This window comes from Trichlorobacter lovleyi, from assembly GCF_015239775.1.
Classification (GTDB): domain Bacteria; phylum Desulfobacterota; class Desulfuromonadia; order Geobacterales; family Pseudopelobacteraceae; genus Trichlorobacter; species Trichlorobacter lovleyi_B.
The window spans coordinates 2,965,098-2,984,658 of the sequence record NZ_CP058409.1 but is presented as its reverse complement, the minus strand read 5'-3'; the positions used below and the strand labels follow the sequence as shown (position 1 = coordinate 2,984,658).

General features: G+C 57.9%; 17 protein-coding genes. 9 read left to right on the top strand and 8 right to left on the bottom strand.

The window, feature by feature from the left end; genetic code table 11:
* Positions 1-84 precede the first annotated feature (84 nt).
* Entirely contained in the window at positions 85-1,713 is a 1,629-nt protein-coding gene (locus FY034_RS13765) for a methyl-accepting chemotaxis protein (RefSeq protein WP_265551517.1), read from the top strand.
* 21 nt (positions 1,714-1,734) lie between these two features.
* Here the strand turns inward: FY034_RS13765 and FY034_RS13760 are convergent, their stop codons facing one another.
* Positions 1,735-2,067: a cupin domain-containing protein gene (locus tag FY034_RS13760; RefSeq protein WP_265551515.1), complete on the bottom strand. Its 333-nt coding sequence runs from the start codon at positions 2,065-2,067 to the stop codon at positions 1,735-1,737.
* 178 nt (positions 2,068-2,245) lie between these two features.
* Here FY034_RS13760 and tpx point away from each other — a divergent pair, with 178 nt between their 5' ends.
* Genes tpx through FY034_RS13745 form a run of 3 tightly spaced genes read left to right on the top strand, consistent with a single transcriptional unit; the run spans position 2,246 to position 6,058 of the window.
* Entirely contained in the window at positions 2,246-2,761 is a 516-nt protein-coding gene (tpx, locus tag FY034_RS13755) for a thiol peroxidase (protein WP_265551513.1), read from the top strand.
* A 52-nt stretch (positions 2,762-2,813) separates the two neighbouring features.
* Positions 2,814-3,629 carry a YihY/virulence factor BrkB family protein gene (locus FY034_RS13750; RefSeq protein ID WP_265551511.1) on the top strand — a complete coding sequence of 272 codons (816 nt, stop codon included), beginning with the start codon at positions 2,814-2,816 and terminating at the stop codon, positions 3,627-3,629.
* Positions 3,626-6,058: a response regulator gene (locus FY034_RS13745; protein WP_265551509.1), complete on the top strand. Its 2,433-nt coding sequence runs from the start codon at positions 3,626-3,628 to the stop codon at positions 6,056-6,058. Before FY034_RS13750 ends, FY034_RS13745 begins: the two co-directional genes overlap by 4 nt.
* A 100-nt stretch (positions 6,059-6,158) precedes the next feature.
* Here the strand turns inward: FY034_RS13745 and FY034_RS13740 are convergent, their stop codons facing one another.
* The 3 genes from FY034_RS13740 to FY034_RS13730 are packed head-to-tail and all read right to left on the bottom strand — an operon-like array spanning position 6,159 to position 11,378.
* Entirely contained in the window at positions 6,159-7,058 is a 900-nt protein-coding gene (locus tag FY034_RS13740) for a zinc dependent phospholipase C family protein (RefSeq protein WP_265551507.1), read from the bottom strand.
* 4 nt (positions 7,059-7,062) lie between these two features.
* A complete protein-coding gene (locus FY034_RS13735; RefSeq protein ID WP_265551505.1) occupies positions 7,063-7,989 on the bottom strand; it encodes a diguanylate cyclase domain-containing protein in 927 nt (308 codons plus the stop codon).
* Positions 7,986-11,378, bottom strand: a complete 3,393-nt coding sequence (locus FY034_RS13730; RefSeq protein ID WP_265551503.1) for an ATP-binding protein — start codon at positions 11,376-11,378, stop codon at positions 7,986-7,988. The genes FY034_RS13735 and FY034_RS13730 overlap by 4 nt, the downstream gene beginning before the upstream one ends.
* Before the next feature lie 110 nt (positions 11,379-11,488).
* Here FY034_RS13730 and FY034_RS13725 point away from each other — a divergent pair, with 110 nt between their 5' ends.
* Positions 11,489-12,112 (top strand): NUDIX hydrolase, encoded by a 624-nt coding sequence (locus tag FY034_RS13725; protein WP_265551500.1) that lies wholly within the window; start codon positions 11,489-11,491, stop codon positions 12,110-12,112.
* Between the two features lie 5 nt (positions 12,113-12,117).
* Here the strand turns inward: FY034_RS13725 and plsY are convergent, their stop codons facing one another.
* Genes plsY through FY034_RS13710 form a run of 3 tightly spaced genes read right to left on the bottom strand, consistent with a single transcriptional unit; the run spans position 12,118 to position 14,797 of the window.
* Positions 12,118-12,702 (bottom strand): glycerol-3-phosphate 1-O-acyltransferase PlsY, encoded by a 585-nt coding sequence (plsY, locus tag FY034_RS13720; protein WP_265551498.1) that lies wholly within the window; start codon positions 12,700-12,702, stop codon positions 12,118-12,120.
* Positions 12,699-13,445, bottom strand: a complete 747-nt coding sequence (locus FY034_RS13715) for an outer membrane protein assembly factor BamD (RefSeq protein ID WP_265551496.1) — start codon at positions 13,443-13,445, stop codon at positions 12,699-12,701. Before FY034_RS13715 ends, plsY begins: the two co-directional genes overlap by 4 nt.
* A gap of 23 nt (positions 13,446-13,468) precedes the next feature.
* Positions 13,469-14,797, bottom strand: a complete 1,329-nt coding sequence (locus FY034_RS13710) for an enoyl ACP reductase FabMG family protein (protein WP_265551494.1) — start codon at positions 14,795-14,797, stop codon at positions 13,469-13,471.
* A gap of 173 nt (positions 14,798-14,970) precedes the next feature.
* Between FY034_RS13710 and hypE the strand changes: the two genes are divergently transcribed.
* The 4 genes from hypE (at position 14,971) to FY034_RS13690 (ending at position 18,022) form a co-directional block, all read left to right on the top strand.
* Positions 14,971-15,981: a hydrogenase expression/formation protein HypE gene (gene hypE, locus FY034_RS13705; RefSeq protein ID WP_265551492.1), complete on the top strand. Its 1,011-nt coding sequence runs from the start codon at positions 14,971-14,973 to the stop codon at positions 15,979-15,981.
* A 158-nt stretch (positions 15,982-16,139) separates the two neighbouring features.
* Positions 16,140-16,628 (top strand): Cys-tRNA(Pro) deacylase, encoded by a 489-nt coding sequence (ybaK, locus tag FY034_RS13700; protein ID WP_265551490.1) that lies wholly within the window; start codon positions 16,140-16,142, stop codon positions 16,626-16,628.
* 16 nt (positions 16,629-16,644) lie between these two features.
* Positions 16,645-17,547, top strand: a complete 903-nt coding sequence (locus tag FY034_RS13695) for an ATP-binding protein (protein WP_265551488.1) — start codon at positions 16,645-16,647, stop codon at positions 17,545-17,547.
* A 22-nt stretch (positions 17,548-17,569) separates the two neighbouring features.
* On the top strand, positions 17,570-18,022 hold the full coding sequence (locus tag FY034_RS13690) for an N-acetyltransferase (protein WP_265551485.1): 453 nt from the start codon (positions 17,570-17,572) through the stop codon (positions 18,020-18,022).
* Here FY034_RS13690 and FY034_RS13685 read toward each other — a convergent pair.
* The gene (locus FY034_RS13685) at positions 18,017-19,561 is read right to left on the bottom strand and encodes an ATP-binding protein (RefSeq protein WP_265551482.1); all 1,545 of its coding nucleotides are present in this window, start codon (positions 19,559-19,561) and stop codon (positions 18,017-18,019) included. The genes FY034_RS13690 and FY034_RS13685 overlap by 6 nt on opposite strands.

Sequence of the window (19,561 nt, the reverse complement as noted above, 5' to 3'; positions counted from 1 at the left end):
CTGTCATTTGCAGGTATCCCGCTCTCTGGTACGCTTGAAACGTTTTGAAACGTGGTCCCATTACAGGTTTTGGGAGGTATCGTGATGCAATGGTTCAGAAACTTCAAGATCAGCACCAAACTGGTTGTCTCATTCCTGTTTATTCTGACTCTTATGGCAGCACTGGGGCTTTTCATGATCCTCAGGCTCAGTAGCATCAGCGCCTCCTCACTGGATATGGCAAAGGTGCAGCTGCCGGGGCTGCTCTCCATTTCCCGGATCAGTGACTACTTCGGCAGTTATCGCCGGGGAGAACTGCTGGAGGTCTTATCGGAAAAGAAAGAGGATATTGAAAAGTACGTCAAACGTAACAGTGAGATGCTGGAGAAGCTGAAGAGTGAGCAACAGGTCTATGAAAAATTGATGGATTCTGATGCAGAGAAAAAGGCCTATGCGGAATTTGCTGAAGCGCTCCCCTTGTACCTGGCGGAAAACCCCAGGATTGTTGCCCTGGCCTTGGAAAATAAGGATATTGAGGCCAGTGAGCTTGTCCGCGGTGCCTCCAGCAAGAATTTCAATCGGGCCCTGAAGGCCCTTGAAGCCATTATGGCGGCACAGGTCAAGCAAACGGTCAAGGACAGCTCTGCCATGGTTTCCCTGAGTGCAACATCCCGGACCTGGGTTCTTGTTGCGCTGGTTGTCTGTATCATTGCCGGCCTGATTGAGGCGGTTGTGATCGCCCGCCTGATCAGCGCGCCGTTGCAGGACCTGACCCGCAAGGCAGAACAGATTGCCGGAGGCGACCTGAATGTCACGGTTGATCAGAACTCCAGCGATGAGGTCGGTCAACTGAGTGCTGCCTTTAATACCATGACCACCAACCTGCGTAACCTGATCGGGCGGCTTACCGAGACATCGGCGCAACTGCTGTCAGCCTCCGGCCAGCTGCGGGTTGCTGCCGAACAGATGTCCACCGGTACCGAAGAGGTGGCTGCCCAGGCCAGTACCGTGGCAACTGCCAGCGAAGAGATGTCGGCCACCTCCTCTGATATTGCCAATAACTGCCATATGGCGGCAGACAGCGCCCAGCATGCCGCAGACACCACCCAAAAAGGGTTTGATGTGGTCAGGCATACCGTTGACGGCATTCGCCAGCGGGGTGAGGGGACCAAGGCCAATGCCAAGCTGGTTGAATCGCTGGGGGGACGCTCCGATCAGATTGGTGCCATTGTCTCAACCATTGAAGATATTGCTGATCAGACCAATCTGCTGGCTCTGAATGCCGCCATTGAGGCCGCACGGGCGGGCGAGATGGGCCGCGGTTTTGCCGTGGTTGCCGATGAGGTGCGCGCCCTGGCGGAACGTACCACCCGTGCCACCAAAGAGATCAGTGAGATGATCCGGGCCATCCAGAATGAGACCAGGCAGGCCATCGTTTCCATGGAGGAAGGGGTGAGAGGCACCGAACAGGGGGTCTCGGAAGCGATCCAGCTGGAAACCGCCCTGAATGAAATCCTTGAACAGGTGAATGCCGTGACCATGCAGGTCAGTCAGATCGCCACGGCAGCAGAAGAACAGACCGCGACCACCAGTGAGATCACCAATAACATCAACCAGATCAATCAGGTGGTGAACCAGACCTCACAGGGTGCCCATGAGTCTGCCGGGGCTGCAGCCGGTCTGGCGCATCAGGCGGAAGAGCTGCAGGCCCTGGTACGGCAGTTCAGGTTGTAGAAGGAGCTGTCTGGCTGATCTCTACGCCCTGATCATGACCAGCAGCATCTTGAACGGGACCTCGGCCTTGAGTGCGTGCGGCAGGTTGGCCGGCATGATGATCATCTGTCCGGCAGCCACCTGATGCAGCGTGCCGTCGATGGTAACGGCGGCGGTCCCGTCCAGCACCTGGACCACGGCATCAAACGGGGCGGTGTGCTCTGAAAGCCCCTGTCCCGCATCAAAGGCAAACAGGGTCAGGGTGCCGATCTTTTTGTCAATCAGGGTGCGGCTGACCACCGAGCCGGGCTGGTAGGCCACCTGGCTGTTCATGTCGAATGGCTGTCCGATAATGGTTTGTTGAGTGGTGTTCATCTGGCGCCTCCGTAGGTTTGTTGCGTTGTGCTGAGAGTCACCATACCACCCTGTTGACGCCAACTCCTTGATGCAGGTCAAGCCCGATCATTTTCGTTGAAACGGCTTGACATCCTGCCACTCAAAAGTATGCTTGCCGTGAACTATTCCTAACTATCGACAGAGGAGGAACAATACCATGAATGAGCGCAGCGGCAGCATCACTTTTAAAGGTAACCCGATGACCCTGCTGGGACCGGAGCTGAAGGTCGGTGACAAGGCTCCTGACTTTTTAACGGTTGACACTACCCTTACCCCGGTCAGCCTGGACAGCCATGCAGGGAAGATCAGGGTGATCAGTGCTGTTCCGTCGCTTGACACCCCGGTCTGCGATACCGAGACCCGCCGCTTTAACCAGGAAGCAGCTGGCCTGCCGGAAAATGTCGTGGTGCTGACCATCAGCCTCGATCTGCCTTTTGCCCAGAAGCGCTGGTGCGGCGCTGCCGGAATTGACCGGGTGGTGACCCTGTCCGACTACCGTGAGCGCTCCTTCGGCCTCAACTACGGGGTGCTGATCAAGGAGTTACTGCTGCTCTCCCGTTGCATCTTTGTCGTGGATGCCCAGGGGGTTATCCGGTATATCCAGCAGGTGCCGGAAGTGACCAGTGAACCTGATTATGCAGCTGTGCTGGATGCGGTAAAGAGCTTGCTTTAGGGTGACGGTGCTTTTCCCCTCTTGGCACACAGCTATCAGGACGATCCATGCCGTGTGGCAGCGCTTTGGACGCCATCAGGGCATGTTGCGGGCCTCTGCCCTTTCATTTGATACAACCCTGGCGTTGGTGCCGGTACTGGCGCTGGTCTTTGTGATGCTGCAAACGGTCGGCGTGCGGGAGCTGGTTGAACCGTTCATACTGCAGCAGCTGACCGGTAATTCCAGTGTCATTGCTGCCAGGGTGCATGAGTATGTACGCAACACCAGGGTTGCCGGGCTTGGTTCTTTCAGTACCCTGCTGCTGATTCTTACCCTGTTGTTTCTGCTGGAGAGCATCAGAGAGGCGTTCAATGCGATCTGGGGGGGGGCCGAACAGCGCAGCCTGCTGCGACGCGGTCTGGACTACCTGCTGGTCCTTGCGGCAGTGCCGCTTTTGCTGACCACGGCAATCGGCATGACCTCGCTGCTTCAAAGCCAATGGCTGGTTCAGTGGCTGATCAACAACACCAGTCTCGGAGAAGGGGTGCTGCTGCTCTTCAGGCTGACCCCTTTCTTCTGCAGTTCTCTGGTGCTGGTACTGGTGTATCTGCTGCTGCCTGGCGTAAAGGTCAGGTTTGCCTCGGCACTGACGGGAGGGGTTGCCGCCGGGGCCTGCTGGCAGCTTGCCCACTGGGTCTATTTCCGTTTTCAGTTTGGTGTGACACGTTATAATGCCATCTACGGAGCCCTGTCGTTGCTGCCGTTTCTGCTGATCTGGATCTACACCAGCTGGCTGGTGGTGCTGCTGGGATTTGAGCTGGTTCGTTGCCATCAGCAGGGTGGTTTTTCCGGTGATGAGGTTATCGCTGCAGGTGAGGTGCGGTCATGAAGGCCCTACGTAGTCTATTGCTCGGTTTGCTGGTGTTGCTGGTACTGCCCTGTCTCTGCCGGGGCCAGCAGCAGGTTATCCGGGTCGTCATGGATGACAACTATCCTCCCTTTATCTTCAGGTCTGCGGATGGCGCTCTGCAAGGCATTCTGGTTGATCAGTGGCAGCTCTGGGAACAAAAGACCGGTGTGCATGCAGAACTGAGCGCCATGGATTGGGCCGTTGCCCAGCAGCGGATGCAGGCCGGAGAGTTTGATGTTATTGATACCATATTTAAAACAGAGGAGCGCATCCAGAAGTATGATTTTGGTAAGCCCTACCAGAAAATAGATCAGCCGGTCTACTTTCGTCGCGAGATCAGCGGCATACGAGACATAGGCTCCCTGAAGGGATTTACCATTGCCGTCAAGGAAGGGGACGCCATTATCGGCTTCCTGAGACAGCACGGTATCGATACCCTGGTTACCTATCCCAGTTACGAAGCGATCATACGCGCTGCCAAAGAAGACAAGGTTGCGGTCTTTTCTGTTGATCAGTCCCCCGCATCATATTTTCTCTACAAAATGGGCATGGTGGACCGCTTCAAGCAGACTGAACCGCTGCATAGCGGACAGTTTCACCGTGCGGTAAGAAAAGGAGACATGGCGACACTACAGCTGGTTGAAAAAGGATTTGCCGCCATAACACCAGCTGAACTTAAGCGGATCGACGAAACCTGGTACGGTTCTGCTGCACGATACAACAGCAGTTATAACTGGCTCTGGTGGGTACTGGGCGGTGTGGCGCTGCTTGCACTGCTGCTGTTGTTCTGGAACCGTGGCCTACGCAGGATCATTGCCCGCAAGACCCATGAACTACGGGAGAGTGAACGGAACTATCGCGAGCTGGTGCAGGGGTCTGACAGTATCATCCTCCGCTGGAAACGGGATGGCTTGATCATTTTTGTTAATGATTACGGTGCCCGTTTTTTTGGCTATGAGGCGTCTGAGCTGATCGGAGAATCGTTGTTTCAGACCATTGTGCCGCACAATCAGGTGGACGGTCGCGACCTGCACCAGCTGCTGGCTGATATCTTCGTACATACCGATCAGTACCGGGTCAACCTGAATCAGAATATGCGTAAGGATGGCGGTCTGGTCTGGATTTCCTGGAATAACCGTCCGGTTTATGATGATCAGGGCCAGGTGCTTGAGATGTTGAGTGTCGGTATTGACATCACCGCCCGCATAGATGCGGAAAATGCGCTGCGCCAGAATCAGCAGGATCTGGTGCAGGCCCGCCAGGCGGCTGAAGGGGCAAATGAGGCAAAGAGCCTCTTCCTGGCCAACATGAGCCATGAGATCCGCACCCCCTTGAATGCCATTATCGGTATCAATTCGCTGCTGGTGGAACGCCTGGATGCCGGCGAGTTGAAGGAGCTGGCCAAGGATTCCATGGCGGCTGCGAATAACCTGCTGGATATCATCAGCGATGTGCTGGATATCTCCAAGATCGAGGCGGGCAAGCTGGAGATCGTCACGGTTCCCTTTGACCCGCGCATGCTGGTCAATCAGCTTGAGCGAATGTTCGGCGCGATTGTGCGGGAGAAGGGGCTGCGCTTTGATGTCTCGCTGGGGGCCAGACTGCCGGGGCTGTTGCTGTCAGATCCGGCCCGGATACAGCAGATCGGCGTCAACCTGTTGTCCAATGCCCTCAAGTTTACGGAGCAGGGGGCCATCCGGCTGCGGCTGACCGGCAGTGTCCTTGATGACAATACGGTGCAGCTTGACCTGATCGTCTCGGATTCTGGCAAAGGTATTCTGGCCGAAAACATTGAACGGGTCTTCAGCCCCTTTGTGCAGGAAGACCTCTCCACCACCCGTAAGTTCGGCGGTACCGGGCTTGGCCTGGCGATCTCCCGGCACCTGGCAGAGATGCTGGGGGGCAGTATCAAGGTTGAGAGCCGGATTGGCGAAGGGAGCACCTTTACCTGTAGCATCCCGTGCACGATCAGTAAAAAGCTGACATCAGAGCTTGCCAGTGCCGCCCGTGACGAAGCGCAGAAGATCTGCCGCCGTCTGCGGATTCTGGTGGCCGAGGATTCTGTGGTGAACTGCAAAATGATGGAGGCCATCCTGCGGATGGAGGGGCACCGGGTACGCTTTGCCGATACCGGCCGCAAGGCCGTGCAGGCCTGGCAGGAGGAGCCGTTTGACCTGATCCTGATGGATATCCAGATGCCCGAGATGGATGGCGTGCAGGCCACGGCGATTATCCGGGCCACTGAGGCGGAGAAGGGCGGGCATATTCCGATCATTGCCCTGACCGCCTATGCCATGATCGGTGATAAACAGCGCTTTCTTGATGCCGGCATGGATGCCTACCTGCCCAAACCGATTACAACCGAGCAGCTGCGTCGGCTGTTGTGGGAGTACGGCCAGGAAGAGTAATTTCAATTCCATTTCAAGTCGCAATCTTCGTTGGCTTGTCATCGGCTCCTCAACGTACTGCGTGTACGCCTGCGTCGCCGAGTTCCTCGCCGTCTTGCTATCATCCTTGATCTGGAATTGGAGTATCCCGGTCCGTTTGTGCCGGAGCCATGCCGGTGATGAGGTTTTCTCCGGGATGGCTCCGGAAACTGCGGATACTGCCCTGTTCGTCAACCCTGCGTAACAACCCTGCGATACGGCTGAGTGCATCAGCCGCAAGTCCGTCAGGTGTGTCGCCACGTTGCTGACCGCTGGTGTGATGGATCCATTGGTCGGGCCAGTCTCTCGCACGTCCCCGCTGCCAGTCAGGGGGGTAGAACAGTTTCTGCCAGCGACGAAGGCTGGGTACCGGTAAAACTCCGAGCAGGCGGGCCAGGAGCTGCCAGTACGGAGAACCGTATATGGCCTGAATACGGCTGTGCAGCTGAATGGTTTCCTGCAGTACCTCCTGCGGCAGTTTTCTCTCCGGATCAAAAACCCCCTGTAATACCGTTGCCGCCACCTCGCTGACCGGCCCGCTCAAAAGTTCCTCCAGCCGGAAGACCGGTGGTTTCCTGCCCTGATACAACAACCAGAGATCAAGCTCGGTCTCCAGGCGGTAATGCTGCCCCAGATCGTCACCCGCCAGGGCACAGATGTAGGGGTGGAAGGTGATGTCTGCATCAATATGCGAGGCTATTCCCAGCAGGCAGGCGGTGGCGGCAGGGCTGAGTGTGGTTTGCTCGGCAAAACGCAGCAGCGGTGCATAGCTACTGCCGGCAGGCTCATGAAAGCCCCGGGCCAGCTGCAGGGCGGTCTCACTCCAGGGGCCACGCACCAGATGCAGCAGGGTGTCGGGCAACACGGCTCCCACCAGGTAGGCTGCCTGGTGCTCTTCAAGCAGTTGTCTGATGGTCCGGTCCAGCGGCAGCTGTTTTACTGCCTCTGCTGCCAGCCACCAGTGGGTAAGTTCCTTGGGCATGGGATCAGCAGGAGAGCAGCGGCGTGGCTACAATCCGGTTGCGTCCTTCCTGTTTGGCCCGGTAGAGGGCGCTGTCCGCCTCTTGCAGCAGGCAGACGGATTGGTGCTCTCGTTTGGCAACGGCAGTGGCAATACCGATACTGATCGTGACATGTTCACCCAGTGGTGAGGCAGGATGGGGAATGGCAAGCTTGGCCATTTGCTCGATGATCTCGCGGGCCACCACCTGGGCGCCGTCTGCATCGGTCTCCGGCAGAACCGCCAGAAATTCCTCGCCGCCATAGCGCCCGACAAAATCGGCCGCCCGCCCCAATGACAGCTTGAGGGCCTGGGCAACCGTCCGCAGGCAGTCGTCACCGGCCAGGTGCCCGCAACTGTCATTATAGGCCTTGAAATGGTCAATATCGATCATCAGCAGCGATAATGGCTTCAGGGAACGGCTGCCACGCCGCCATTCCCGTTCCAGTACCTCATCCAGCGCCCGCCGGTTGGGTATGCCGGTCAGGCCGTCCAGATGGGAGAGCCGGGCCAGCAGATCACGTTGACGTTTCAGTTCAATCTGGTTGCGAATCCTTAAGCGGACAATGGTCGGGTTGAACGGCTTGGCAATATAATCAACCGCCCCGAGTTCAAGGCCGATCGCCTCATCTTCCTGCTGGCTCATGGCGGTGATGAAGATGATCGGTACATCCCTCAGGACAGGGTCTGCCTTCAGCTTCCGGCAGACCTCATAGCCGTCCATTTCCGGCATGATGACATCCAGCAGAATCAGGTCCGGCAGTGATTCTGAGGCAATCCGCAGGGCATCGCGACCATTGGTGGCAAAGAAGAGGTGGTAGCCGTCCTTCAGGGTCTCATTCAACATCTGGATGTTGGTGGGGGCGTCGTCCACCAGCAGGATCATGAGCTTTCCATCACGTTCCGGTGTCACGGGGTCTCCTCGCAGGTGCCGGTTTTTTCGGCCAGGGTGTGCAACAGCATCAGAGCCTGTTGATAATCAAGACGTTGGGCTGCGTCAGCCAGGGCTGCCAACTGGGGACGATCCGATTCAGACGGAAGCAGACCGCGCAGGCGATTCAAGGGGGTGGTGATATCCAACGAATGGATTTCCAGCAGATGCTGCAGTTCTCCCAGCAGGGCGGCAATTTCAGCCGGAGATCCGGTGTTTGCACCGGCTGAAATCGTGTCCGGTTCGTCCAGCAGGGCGGCTGTCGAGCAGATCTCCTGCAGGGCGGCTTCAAAAAGCGGCAGCAACGCCGCTGATGCCTTGGGATCCCGTTTCTTGAGGGCCGCCTCAAGGTTGGCAGCGGCAATATGCAGCCGCTCTGCCGCCAGATTGCCGGCAACCCCCTTGAGTCCGTGGACCAGTCGCGCCGCAGAGGGTAGATCGTTATCTGCCATCAGCTGCCGGACTTCGGCAGGCATTGCCTGATGTTCCTGGGCAAACATGCGGATCAGTTGTTTCAGGAGGCGTGTGTTGCCATTCACCCGCTTCAGAGCCGCTTCAACCGTGATGCCGGGCAACTGCTGCGGCAGCTGGTCCGGCAGGTCTGCCGGCAACTCGGTTCCTGTTTCATCGGCCGCAGGGGCGCCGGGAACGCGGCCGGTCAAGCGTGCCAGCAGTTCATAGAGTTTTTCCACTGCGATCGGTTTGGCAAGGTGTTCATTCATACCGGAAGACAGGCAGCGTTCCCGTTCTTCAGTCAAGGCGTGGGCGGTCATGGCGATGATCGGTAGCCGGTTGCGGCTGTAGCGGCGACGAATCTCCTGGGTTGCTTCATAGCCGTCCATGATCGGCATCTGGATATCCATCAGAATCAGGTCAATCCTGTCACCGTGGTCGTGCATTGACGCGACGGCCTCACGGCCGTTATTGGCGGTTTCAACCTGCACACCCACTGCCTCAAGGATTTCGCGGGCGATCTGGCGGTTGATCGGATGATCTTCCGTCACCAGCAGTTGCAATCCCTGCAGAGAACGGTAGCGCTGTACCAGGGCACTACGGTTTGATCCGGCCTTTCTGCGTGCGCTGGTGGTTCCAATGCCGAAAACAGCGCTGAAGGTGAAACAGCTACCCTGTCCGGGGCGGCTTGTGACCTTGATGGCGCCACCCATCATTTCCACCAGATGGCGGCAGATGGTCAGGCCCAGGCCGGTGCCGCCATGGGTGCGGGTGGTGGAGGTATCCCCCTGGGAGAACGGTTTGAACAGGCGGTCAAGCGTCTGCTCATCCATCCCGACGCCGGTGTCAGTGATGCTGATCTCAACTGTTATCTCGTCGCTGTCGGCACGTTCTGCACCCCGGCGGATCTGGAGCGTGACCGTGCCGCTGTCGGTAAACTTGAGGGCATTACCCAGCAGGTTGACCAGGACCTGCTCCAGGCGCAGCGGATCTCCCACCAGGGCATCGGGTATGCTGGTGTCAACCTGCTGTTCAAGGTTGATCCCTTTCTCGCGTGCCTTGATTGACAGCAGGGCAAGGGCACGTGTCACCACCCCTTCCAGTGAAAAATTGGTTTTTTCAATCTGCAGGCGGCCTGCCTCAATCTTGGAGACATCAAGGATGTCGTTGATGATGCCCAGCAACGACTGGGCTGAGTTGCTGACGGTATCCAGATACTCCCGTTGTTTGTGATTCAGGTCGGTTTGCAGGGCCAGATGTACCAGCCCCAGAATTGCATTCATCGGGGTGCGGATTTCGTGGCTCATATTGGCCAGAAACTCGCTCTTTGAGCGGCTGGCCCCTTCTGCCGTGTCACGGGCCAGGGCAAGTTCTTCGTTCAGTCTGGTCAGCTCACGGGTCCGTTCAGCGACCCGCTGTTCAAGCTCTTCATTGTTCTGTTTGAGCAGTTGATTGGCCTGCTGCAGGTTCTCTTCATTACGGCGCTGGTCAGTAACGTCGATGGTCAGGATCGAGACGCTTTCCACGCCGCCGTCAAGGGTGCTGACCGGGTTGAGGTGGTGTTCAAACTGCCAGAGGTCCTGGGCGTCGTTAAAGATCAGCGGTCTGCCGCTGGAAAAGACCTCCTCGATTCTGGCCCGGCGTCTTTGTGCCACGTCGGGGCTGAACAGTTCATCCAGGCTGCTGCCGGTTACCTGGCTGAGCCCTTTTTTATTAAGCCGCCGTGCAAAGGTGCTGTTGGCAATCAGGACCGTTGCGGTGCGATCCACCAGGTAGAGCGATTCAGGATTGCCGTCCACCAGAGAACGGAGAATGCGCTGGCTTTGCTCCAGGGCCTGTTCTGCAGCGTGCTGGACGGTAATGTCGCTGCCGATGCTGGTGACGCCGCTAATGGCCCCGCTGGTGTCGTGGTTGAGGGTGTTACTCCAGGCCACCGTCCGCAGTACACCTGATTTGGTCAGGATGGCGTTCTGGTCGTGCTGGACGATCTCGGCTTTCGTCACCATCTGGTTAAAGGCCTGTCTGGCCGGCTCCGGTTCTGCGATGAAGAGATCAAACCAGTTTTTACCGATCAGCTCGTGGCGTCTGTAGCCGGTGATCTGCAGCAGGTAGTCATTGCAGTAGCTGATGGCACCGTTGGTCTCGAGGCAGACGGTCAGCATAGGCAGGTTGTCAAAGACATCCTTCAGTCGTGCTTCACTGTCCTTTGCTGAACCTTCAGCCCGCTGGCGGGCTTCGGTCATTTTATTGAAGGAGCCTGCAAGGAGCCCCAGCTCTCCTGCTGGCTGACCGGAGATGCGGTAGGAAAGATCACCACGGGTAACAGCGGCCACGGCATCTTTCAACTGTGTCAGAGGGTGGGCCAAGGTGCGGTACAGCAGCACGGACAGGAGCAGAGGCCAGATTGCCGCTGCCAGCAGTAACAGTTGGTTCAGCGTGTTGATCTGGTTGGTGCGGGCCTGCAGGGTGCGGGCGTAGTAGCTGTTGAGTTGGTCAATTACCGGGAGAAACGTCTTGATCTCCTGGGTCAGCAGGAGGGCGCCGCGGCTGGAGAGGGTGCTGCTGCCCCGTGTCATCTGATCAAGCTGTTTTGAAAGGTGCTGCGGTGCTGTGGTGAGTTTTTGAAGGAGTTGCTGCTCATCTGTGGAGGGGAAGAACGGCTTCAGACCTGTGGTCAGGCTGCTGATCCGGTTGCGGGCTGCCTGCAGGTGGTATTGGGCTGTCTTGCCGGAACCTGGCGGTGGTTCCTGCAGGAACAGGACAAAGTCATTCAGCTCTGCAGAGAGCGGGGCGGTCTGGGCTACCGCCTCGCCTGCAAGGGCGGCGGCACGTTGCCCATAGAGCATGCCGCCGGCAGCGCCTGCGGCGCAGAGCAGCGGTACCAGTACCAGTATGATCAGCTGTGTGCGGATAGTCATGGCCGCTCACTTTCACCAAAGGAAATGACGGCGGTAGTATACCCTGTTTATCAGGATTCTCAAGTGATTGTCGGTGATTCTTGCGCCGTGGGGGAAATGCGGTGTACAGTATGACCATGTCCAGCTCAGAATGGTTTGACGATATCTCGCAACGGCTTGCCCGTACCAGGCCTGTGTGCTTTCCCGTGGATGACCGGAAACCGGCTGCTGTCGCGCTTATTCTGAGTAACCACCGTGTCAGCCCGGAACTGCTTTTTATTGAACGTGCCCACCATCCCGGCGATCCCTGGTCAGGCAATATCGGTTTTCCCGGTGGCCGCCGCGATCCGGTTGATAGAAGCCTGCGTCATACCGCCGAACGTGAGACCATGGAAGAGGTGGGGATCGATCTCACTTCGGCCACCTTGCTTGGCAGACTGTCCGACATAATCGGGGCCAACCTGCCGGTGCGGGTCTCCTGTTTTGTGTATGGCCTCACTAGACCGGTCATGCCGGTTTTGTCCCATGAGGTCCATGATGCCTTCTGGTTTGATCTGCAGCAGTTGTCCAACCCGCAGCGTCAGATAACGGCCCGGGTCAGTTTTGGCGGGAAACAGCTGGAGGCGCCGGCAATTGACCTGGGACTGCCGGGGAAGATGGTGCTGTGGGGGATCACCTACCGGTTGGTGGAACAGTTCCGGGAGATTCTGGAATCGGGTGAAGAGCGGCAGCTGCCCTATGAACTGCCGCTGTAGACCGGTCAGGCCTTGAATTTGCTTTCTGTCCCTGCGATCAGGCGGCTGATGTTGCTGTGATGCTTGATGATGACAACCGCTGCAATCAGGACAGTGGCAATCAGCAGTTGCGGTGAATGGGGCCGGAAAAAGATAATCAGCGGCATAACTGCAGCAGCCATGATTGAGCCCAGCGAGATGTAGCGCCAGATCGCCACCAGCAGGATGAAGACCGCCAAAGCGCCCACCACCGCGAGCGGGGCCAGGGCCAGGAAGACCCCCAGGGCGGTGGCAACCCCTTTTCCTCCCTTGAAGAGCAAAAAAACAGAGAAGACATGGCCGCAGAAAGCGGCCAGCCCTACCCAGGCCTGCATCGGCTCGGCATAGCCCAGCTGCCAGACCAGCAGTACCGGCAGCAGCCCCTTCAGGCAGTCACCCACCAGGGTCATGATCCCGACCTTGCGTCCCACGGTACGATAGAGGTTGGTGGCACCGATGTTGCCACTGCCTTCGTTGCGGACATCAATGCCGTACAGTTTGCCCAGCAGCAGGCCGGTGGGGACCGATCCCAGCAGGTAGGCCCCTGCTATCCAGAGCAGACCGGTGGTCATAGTTTGTCAGCCAGCAGCTTACGGGCATCATCCAGATATTTGCTGGCAGGGTATTCGCGGATCAGGCGGCTGAAGGTGGTCTGCATCTTGTCCAGCTGCCTGTTTGCAATGTAGGCCTTGCCCAGGTAGAAGAGGGTTTCGTCATTACCGGTATAATCGGGGAAGTTTGCCAGCGCCCCTTCAAAGCGGCCGATGGCGGCCTGATAGTGGTCGGTGCGGTAGTAGAAACGCCCGACATAGATCTCGTACTGGGCCAGCTTGCCTCGGCAATCGGCAATCTTCTCCTGTACCTTGGCGACATATTGTGACTTGGGATACTGGCGGATAAAACTTTCAAACAGGGCCAGTGCATTTTTGGTTGGGGTCTGATCGGTATCGATACCGGTGATCAGGTTGTAGCTGGCAAGCCCCTGGCGGTACAACGCAAACTGGACTAGATCATGGGTTGGGTGCAGTTTGCGAAAGTCTTCGTAGGCTGCTCCGGCCTCGATAAAGTCGTGGTTTAGGAAGTAGGCGTTGCCAATACCGATCTCCGCCTTGGCGGCTAGTTCCGGGTCAGGAAAGGTCTCCTTGACTCTTTTCCAGCTCTCAACCGCCTGCTCGTAGCGGCTTTTTTGGAAGGCGGTTTCGCCCTGGGCGTAGAGTTCTTCCGGTGTCGGGTCGGTCTTGGGGGCGCTGGCACACCCCTGCAGCATCAGCAGGGCGGTGCCGGCGACCAGCAAACTGTATCGAAGCAGTTTCATCGCAGGTCCTTTGGGCAACTGGTTTAGTCCAACAGGTCAGCACCGCGCTGGTCGGTGACCAGTGCGGCAATCGTATCATGGTTCAGCCAGACGGCAGCTTCGCTGCAGCTCCAGGATGCCTGCACCATCAGACGACCGGTGGAACGGAACACCAGTCGCGACAGTTCGGCGCAGATCAGCTGCTTCTGGTCGCGGTGCATCTCCATCAGTTTTGCGGAGGTGGCCAGCATCAGCTCCATCTGCTGACGGGTTGAGTGCTGGGGCCAGCTGCTGAACTCCAGCGCATCGTTGATCAACGGTGCGGCCAGATACTCGGCGGCAATGGTCATCAGGCTGTCAAGAGAGCAACCATCAGCCAGCAGCGCCTTGCAGCGCTCAGTCAGCGGCACAGACTGTTCCGGGGCAACCTGCCCGAGTGCCGTCAGCAATGGGTACAGCGACAGCTCAACCCCCAAAAAGAGGGCGCTGGAGTTGGTCAGGATCTCGGGGCAGTTGAAGACCGTGGCGTTGATGCCCTGTTTGCGGGCCGCAACAGCATGATCCTCCAGCCGCATCTTGGCAAACCCCTGCAGGTAGGGGGTGTAGGACTGCCATTGGTAGCTGCCGTTGACCAGAATGCCGGTGCCGTGATAGCCGTAGGCCGTGCAGGCCACCCGGCTGCCTGCCTGCTCTGCCCGTTTGCGGAGTCCGGCAGAGGCGTCAATCAGGTATTTGAAGGTGTCAGCGGTTACCTCATTGAAGCTGGCGTCGCAGAGCTGGCCGATGGCGCTGTTCCAGAACGGCTCGGAAGGCAGATACTTGTCGCCGCTCCCCTTGAAGACCCGGTTCAGGAGCGGCATGAAGAAGCGGGCGCGGGGAATACCGCCGGCCATGGTATGGGCCAGGATGATGTTGGCTGAGGCGGGAATCAACCGCGCCAGTTCCGTCATGACCTGCTGCAGGTTGGCGCAGAAGCGGGCCCTGCCGGCGGCGCAGGCCTGCTCAAGAAAGCCCGGCTCAAAGCTGATGCTCTCCCACTCATCCGGTTTGGCCTTTTTAAGCCGCTCGGCAACGGATGGGGCGCCGTTCGGGCTTTCCATGTCAAAACCGGCCTCCAGGGGGATGTTGATGATCCTGCTGCCCAGCAGCGCCTCCGCCTCCGCCAGTTCTTCAGCGGTCAGGGGGCGCAGGGTGCCGTCACTGTCACGACGCCCCACCGTCGTGCCCAGAACGGTCATTCCCAGGCGCTTGGCCTCTTCCAGCAGGCCGTTGGCGTAGCCGCGGCCAAACAGCTCTCCCACCAGTACCAGTACGTCTCCAGCTTTGTATCCTGCTGCTGTTGGCAGGGTTGTCATCGGGCAGTAGTCAACCATCTCTCCATCTCCTTGGTATCTCAATTCCAGCTCGGCAGAGACTGGAATTACTGAATTGAATTTGCCTTTTTACCACGAAGCCCGAACTCTTGAAAACAGAAAACGTTCCATCGTGACAAGCTGCCGGATTGGTGCTACCTTTTAAGCTTGCCGATATCAGGAGGAGTAGACAGATGGATGATGACCTGATTCTGTTGGGACACGGTAGTGGCGGAACGCTCTCGCACCGCCTGCTGGATGATCTGATCGTTGCCACACTGTCCGGTCACGGACCGGGGGAACAGAACGATGCAGCCTTACTGGCTGCCGGAGAGACCCGGCTGGCCTTTACCACTGATGGCTATGTGGTCGATCCGCCGGTCTTTCCCGGTGGTACAATCGGCTCTCTGGCTGTCCACGGCACGGTTAATGACCTGGCCATGATGGGGGCACGCCCCTTGTGGCTTTCCTGTGCCATGATCATTGAAGAGGGGTTCAGCCGCAGCCAGCTGGCCGGTATTCTGAACGATATGCGCCAGGCTGCCGATGCTGCCGGCGTGCGGATTGTCACCGGCGATACCAAGGTGGTACCCCGCGGCAAGGCGGACCGGATCTTTATCACCACCTCCGGCGTGGGGGTGCTTGAACATGATCTGGCCATCCACGGCGCCAATGCCCGTCCCGGCGACCGGATTATCCTGTCCGGCAGCATGGGGGATCACGGGATTGCCGTGATGGCCGCCCGGGAAGGGCTGCCGGTTGAGGGGCTTTGCAGTGACTCTGCCCCACTCTGGGATCTGGTGGAACAGATGCTGGAGGAGGCCGGTGAAGGGATCAGGGTGCTGCGAGACCCGACCCGCGGTGGTGTGGCCACGACCCTGAAGGAGATTGCAGGCCAGTCCGGTGTTACGCTGCAGCTTGAAGAGGATCAGCTGCCGGTTCATCCGCAGGTGCAAGGCGTCTGCGGGATACTGGGATTTGATCCTCTCTACGTTGCCAATGAAGGTAAACTGCTGGCCATTGTGGCGCCTGAGCTGGCAGAAGCGCTGCTGGCACGGATGCAGCGGCATCCCCTGGGGCACCAGGCCGCCATCATCGGTACGGTTGAGGCCGGAGAACCGGGGCGGGTACGGATGCGGACAACGGTTGGCGGGATGCGGGTGGTGGAGATGCTGGCAGGGGAACAGCTTCCCCGTATTTGTTGAGGAACGGTCCTTTTTTGCCCTGAGCCAGTCAAGCTGCGGCATGTCTTGTGCGGCGTACTCCGCTGTACGCCTCCGCGCCATTCCTGGCTTGCCAGACTCAGAACAAAAAAATCCTCGTTCCTAGGTTGGTCATATTTACATGTTTGCAGGAGTTAGGCATGGCCAGGGACAAGACGCCGGTTACTCCGGCAGTACGGGCGTTGCGGGCAGCCGGGATCAATTTTAGCGATCATCCCTATGCCTATGAAGAGAAGGGCGGTACCGCCGTTTCCTCGCGGGAGCTGGGCGTTGATGAACATTGTGTCATCAAGACCCTGGTGATGGAGGACGACCGCAAGCAGCCGCTGATCGTGCTGATGCATGGTGACCTGCAGGTTTCCACCAAGGAGCTTGGCCGTCTGATCGGTGCCCGTTCCGTGGAACCGTGCAAGCCGGAAACCGCCCAGAAACATACCGGCTATCTGACCGGCGGGACTTCTCCCTTTGGTACGAAGAAGCAGCTGCCGGTCTATCTGGAAGAAACGATCCTGGAACTGCCCAGGATTTACCTTAACGGTGGCAAGCGCGGCTTTCTGGTGGGGCTTGCACCGGCTGATCTGATGCAGCTGTTACAGCCGACCCCGGTCCGGGTCGGGTATGCTAAATGATTGAAGAGGTGAAAGGATGCCCTCATTAACCCTTGATGCAGCGATGGTTGAACAGCTACGGCGGGTGTTGACGGCGGTTGAGCAGGTTCTGCCCAAGCCGGTGCCGGTGATCGACTGGACTGAAACCCATGCCGCCAACTGGCGTCGCCGTGGCAACGGAGGCTATCTTGATCCGGTGCCGGAGATCGAGGCGTTTCATCTGGATGACCTGCTGGGGATTGATGAGCAGAAGCGGACGGTGGAGGAGAACACCCGCCAGTTTCTGGCCGGCCTGCCGGCCAACAATACCCTGCTGTGGGGGACACGGGGCACCGGCAAGTCTTCCTTGGTGCGGGCCTTGCTGCACAGTTATGCGCCGCAGGGGTTACGGGTGATCCAGGTGGACAAGGACGACCTGATACATCTGCCGGCGATTGTGGATGAGATCAAGCGTCAGCCGTACCGTTTTATCCTGTTTTCCGATGATGTCTCGTTTGAGACAGGGGAGTCCAGCTACAAGATGCTGAAAAGCGCACTGGATGGCTCGGTCTATGCCCCGCCGGAAAACGTGCTGATCTACGTCACCTCCAACCGGCGCCATCTGCTGCCGGAATATGAAAGCGACAACCGTGGCGCGATGCTGGTCAATAATGAGATCCATCACGGTGAAACGGTGGAGGAAAAGATATCGTTGTCCGGCCGCTTCGGTCTCTGGATCGGCTTCCATCCCTTTAGCCAGGATCAGTTTCTGGAGGTGGCCCGGCAATGGGTCGAACGTCTCTGCCAGCGGAACGGCAGCTCTCTGCGCTGGAGCGAAGAGGCCCGTCAGGCTGCCGTCCTCTGGGGACGCCAGAAGGGGGATCACAGCGGACGGATTGCGCTGCAGTTTGCCAATCAGTGGGTGGGCAGCACCCTGTTAAAGCAGGGGACGAACAACTAAAATCAAAGCAGGGGGTAACGCCATGCTCCGTAAGGCCCAGATCGGCGATGTGAAGGAAATACAGAAATTATTGACCACCTATGCCAGCAAAGGAGACATGCTCTCCAGATCGCTGTCGGAGTTATATGAGGCCTTGCGTGATTTTTATGTGGAGGTGGCTGAAGATGGCAGGATTCTGGGGGCCGCTGCCCTGCATATTGTCTGGGATGATCTGGCCGAGGTCCGTTCGGTGGCCGTGGTGGAAGACTCCGGCCGTAAAGGGGTAGGGACCACCCTGGTCAACGCCTGCATTGATGAAGCCCGCGACCTGGGGCTGAAGCGGATCTTCTGTCTGACCTACAAGCCTGAGTTTTTTGGTAAGCTTGGTTTTGTGCTGGTGGATAAGTCAACCCTGCCGCACAAGGTCTGGGGGGACTGTATCAAGTGCCCCAAGTTCCCTGACTGCGATGAGAATGCCATGATTCTGGATTTATAACTCGATCCTGAACTCGGCCCCTGCGGCTGTATTGCGGACTGTAAGGGTGCCGCCCATGTTGCGTTCAATCATGGTCTTGGCCATGTACAATCCGATGCCGGTCCCCTGGCTCGGCCCCTTGGTGGTGAAGTAGGGCTCGAAGATCTGTGGCAGGATCTGCTGCGGAATGCCACCGGCATTATCAGAGACCGTCAGTACAGAACGGTCGCCTTCCTGCCGGATCACCAGGGTAATGGCCGGCCCCGGCACCTGTCGCTCAAGCAGGGCGTCACGGGCATTATTGAGGATGTTCATCAGGCTCTGGGCGTATTCGTTGGGGTAGCCGATGGCCCGGACATCCGCTTCCGCCGCTATACTGACCATGATCCCCTTGTCATCCAGAGTCGATCTGAGCAGGTTCAGCGTCTTTTCAACAACCTCCTGCAGGACAAATTCCCGTTTTTCCCGATCCTTGATGAAAAAGCTCCTGAAATCATCAATCGTGCCGGACATGTAGAAAAGTATGTCCATCACCGCCTTGATGTCCCGGTCCATCTCTTGCTGTGACAGTTCCCCAGCCTTGTTCAGGTACTGCATGGTCTGAATTGAGACCGCGATGTTATTGAGCGGTTGACGCCACTGATGGGCGATGTTGTTCAATAGTTCACCCATGGCAGCCAGCTTGCTTTGCTGCAGCAACAGGGTGTCCTTTTTGCGCAGTTCGTCGATAGCCTCGGCAATCCGTTCTTCAAGCGAACAGTTAATGGCGTTCAGCTCTTCCTCGGCCTGTTGGCGTTGCGCAATCTCATCTTCCAGCAGCGCCGCCTGCTCATGCAGGGTATCCTCAATCTGTCTGCGTTCCGTGAGGTAGTCGCAGATCTGCCCCTGCATGCTGTTGAGTGAATCGACCAACAGATCAAGCTCATCCTTGGCGTCCTGCGGGCTGGCTTGGTTGCGTTCCAGCCGGAGCGGTTCATGCAGATTGCTGATGGTGAGCGCTGCAGCATGGCGGGCCATAACCGCCAGATGACGCCCGATCAGTTGATAAAACAGCAAAAAGATAAAGGTTGAGATGAAGAAAATCATGACCGCCTGGGTGAAGAGGATCAGCAGTGCCCGTTCCTTCATCCGTTGGATGACATGATCGGTACAGGCGGTGATTTGCAGGGTGCCGAGCGGTATGTTTTTACCGCGGTGCTGGTAGGAGAGTGGAATGGTATGGATAAGCTGATGGCGTGCCTTGCTCTGCCCCACCACCAGCACCGGCTCATCCGTCCGTTCAAGCCGCAGCGATTCAATCATCGGCAGTGCCAGAATTCCCTTCAGCTGGGCATTAAGCCCACGATCATCAAACAGCCAGATGTCATTGATCAGGCTCGGCAGGTGGCTGGTTTCAATGTCGGTCAACTGTCGACTGATACTGTCCAGATCTTTGTGGTAGTCGATATACAGTTGCAGGCAGGTTCCGCCCAACGTCAGGACGGTGCTGAAGATAACGATGGCCAGGATAAACCTGCGCGCGATGCCGAAGGACTTCGGTATGATCCGGTCAGCAGTCAA

Coding starts and splice junctions, on each gene's coding strand:
- FY034_RS13765 (WP_265551517.1), top strand. CDS start 85: ATGCAATGGTTCAGAAACTTCAAGATCAGCACCAAACTGGTTGTCTCA.
- FY034_RS13760 (WP_265551515.1), bottom strand. CDS start 2,067: ATGAACACCACTCAACAAACCATTATCGGACAGCCATTCGACATGAAC.
- tpx (WP_265551513.1), top strand. CDS start 2,246: ATGAATGAGCGCAGCGGCAGCATCACTTTTAAAGGTAACCCGATGACC.
- FY034_RS13745 (WP_265551509.1), top strand. CDS start 3,626: ATGAAGGCCCTACGTAGTCTATTGCTCGGTTTGCTGGTGTTGCTGGTA.
- FY034_RS13740 (WP_265551507.1), bottom strand. CDS start 7,058: ATGCCCAAGGAACTTACCCACTGGTGGCTGGCAGCAGAGGCAGTAAAA.
- FY034_RS13730 (WP_265551503.1), bottom strand. CDS start 11,378: ATGACTATCCGCACACAGCTGATCATACTGGTACTGGTACCGCTGCTC.
- FY034_RS13725 (WP_265551500.1), top strand. CDS start 11,489: ATGACCATGTCCAGCTCAGAATGGTTTGACGATATCTCGCAACGGCTT.
- plsY (WP_265551498.1), bottom strand. CDS start 12,702: ATGACCACCGGTCTGCTCTGGATAGCAGGGGCCTACCTGCTGGGATCG.
- FY034_RS13715 (WP_265551496.1), bottom strand. CDS start 13,445: ATGAAACTGCTTCGATACAGTTTGCTGGTCGCCGGCACCGCCCTGCTG.
- FY034_RS13710 (WP_265551494.1), bottom strand. CDS start 14,797: ATGGTTGACTACTGCCCGATGACAACCCTGCCAACAGCAGCAGGATAC.
- hypE (WP_265551492.1), top strand. CDS start 14,971: ATGGATGATGACCTGATTCTGTTGGGACACGGTAGTGGCGGAACGCTC.
- ybaK (WP_265551490.1), top strand. CDS start 16,140: ATGGCCAGGGACAAGACGCCGGTTACTCCGGCAGTACGGGCGTTGCGG.
- FY034_RS13695 (WP_265551488.1), top strand. CDS start 16,645: ATGCCCTCATTAACCCTTGATGCAGCGATGGTTGAACAGCTACGGCGG.
- FY034_RS13690 (WP_265551485.1), top strand. CDS start 17,570: ATGCTCCGTAAGGCCCAGATCGGCGATGTGAAGGAAATACAGAAATTA.